The organism is Scrofimicrobium canadense (assembly GCF_009696615.1).
In the GTDB taxonomy this organism is placed as follows: domain Bacteria; phylum Actinomycetota; class Actinomycetes; order Actinomycetales; family Actinomycetaceae; genus Scrofimicrobium; species Scrofimicrobium canadense.
The window spans coordinates 1-1,143 of record NZ_VULO01000049.1 but is presented as its reverse complement, the minus strand read 5'-3'; the positions used below and the strand labels follow the sequence as shown (position 1 = coordinate 1,143).

At 62.7% G+C, this 1,143-nt stretch carries 2 protein-coding genes; both read right to left on the bottom strand.

Going from position 1 to position 1,143, the window contains the following annotated elements:
- On the bottom strand, positions 1-431 hold a 431-nt coding region (locus FYJ24_RS12480), incomplete at its 3' end, for a glutathionylspermidine synthase family protein (protein WP_206192730.1).
- A gap of 18 nt (positions 432-449) precedes the next feature.
- Positions 450-1,040, bottom strand: coding sequence for a DUF1190 domain-containing protein (locus FYJ24_RS12475; protein ID WP_154546740.1), 591 nt, complete (start codon positions 1,038-1,040; stop codon positions 450-452).
- Positions 1,041-1,143 lie beyond the last annotated feature (103 nt).

Genomic DNA, 1,143 nt, shown 5'->3' with positions numbered 1-1,143 from the left:
ATGCCCTGGGCAATGGCCTGTTCCAGCCATACCCATTGGAAGAACCCCGCCTCGTAAAGTGAGGTGGGCGTATCATAATTCAGCTCCAGCAGTTTGGCCGGGCCGTCCCCTGAGTAGGCAAAATCCATGCGCCCATACAGCGGCGGTTGGCCGGAGGTCCAGGAGCGATGGATGGTCTCCCACATATGTGCGGGGATCGCCAGCCGCTGCAGTAGAGCCTCCGAGCGGCATACGCGGTCGACCAGCGCCATGCACATCTCGTGCAGCGTTTCGGTGGGAGTTTCCATGTCGCGCTCGACCTGCTCCAGCGTGAACTGGTAGTAAGCGCTCTCTTTCCAGTAGGGCTCGCCGTCGATGGTGTGAAAGTGGAAGCCCAGCTGCTGTGCCAGGGCTTGCCACTGGGGTCGTTCAGGAATGGTGATCCTTAGCATGAGGGCTCCGGGTGTGGGTCAGGAGCCCCAGGAGGCAGAGCGCGTGCCCCGGCCACGGCGCGTGGTGGTTTGACGGCTTTGAACCACCGAGTTGCGCATGGCGTCGTTGCGTTGATTGACCCGCTGGGTCGCCTGGCTGGCGGCGGCATTCCAGTTGCCCTGGTTGTCACGGTTGCGATAGACCGGCTCCTGGTAAACCCGCTCGAAGGAACGCCCACGGTTGGTGTTCGACATCATGCTCCCCATCATGTAGCCCATCATGGCGGGCATGAACCAGCTACCGCCGCCACTGGCCTGGGCCTGCTCTTCATTGGGGGCGGCACAGGCGCCTTCGCCGTGCTCGGCCTCGCAGGCTTCCAGCGTATTGAAGCGCGGCACCGACTCCAGCGCTGCCGTATGGGCCTCTTCACAGGCGCTGCGGGTATAGATATTGGCGGCCACACAGTCGTCGACGCTCTGGAAGCTGCGCGGTTCGTCAAAACTCACGTCGGTAATGTGTTCGTCCTGGGCGGGTTCGGTACAGGCGGTCAGGCCAAAGGCGCCGGTGCCCATCATGGCCAACGACAGCCGTGCGCTACGCTTGCGGCGAGGAAGATGTTGATCTGCCATGTCGAACTCCTTACCAGGTCATGGAAGCGGCGTTGATGAGGCCGACCGCGATGGAAACGCTGCCCACCAGCGTGCCATAAGCCTGGTGCCCCTCGGTGATGTG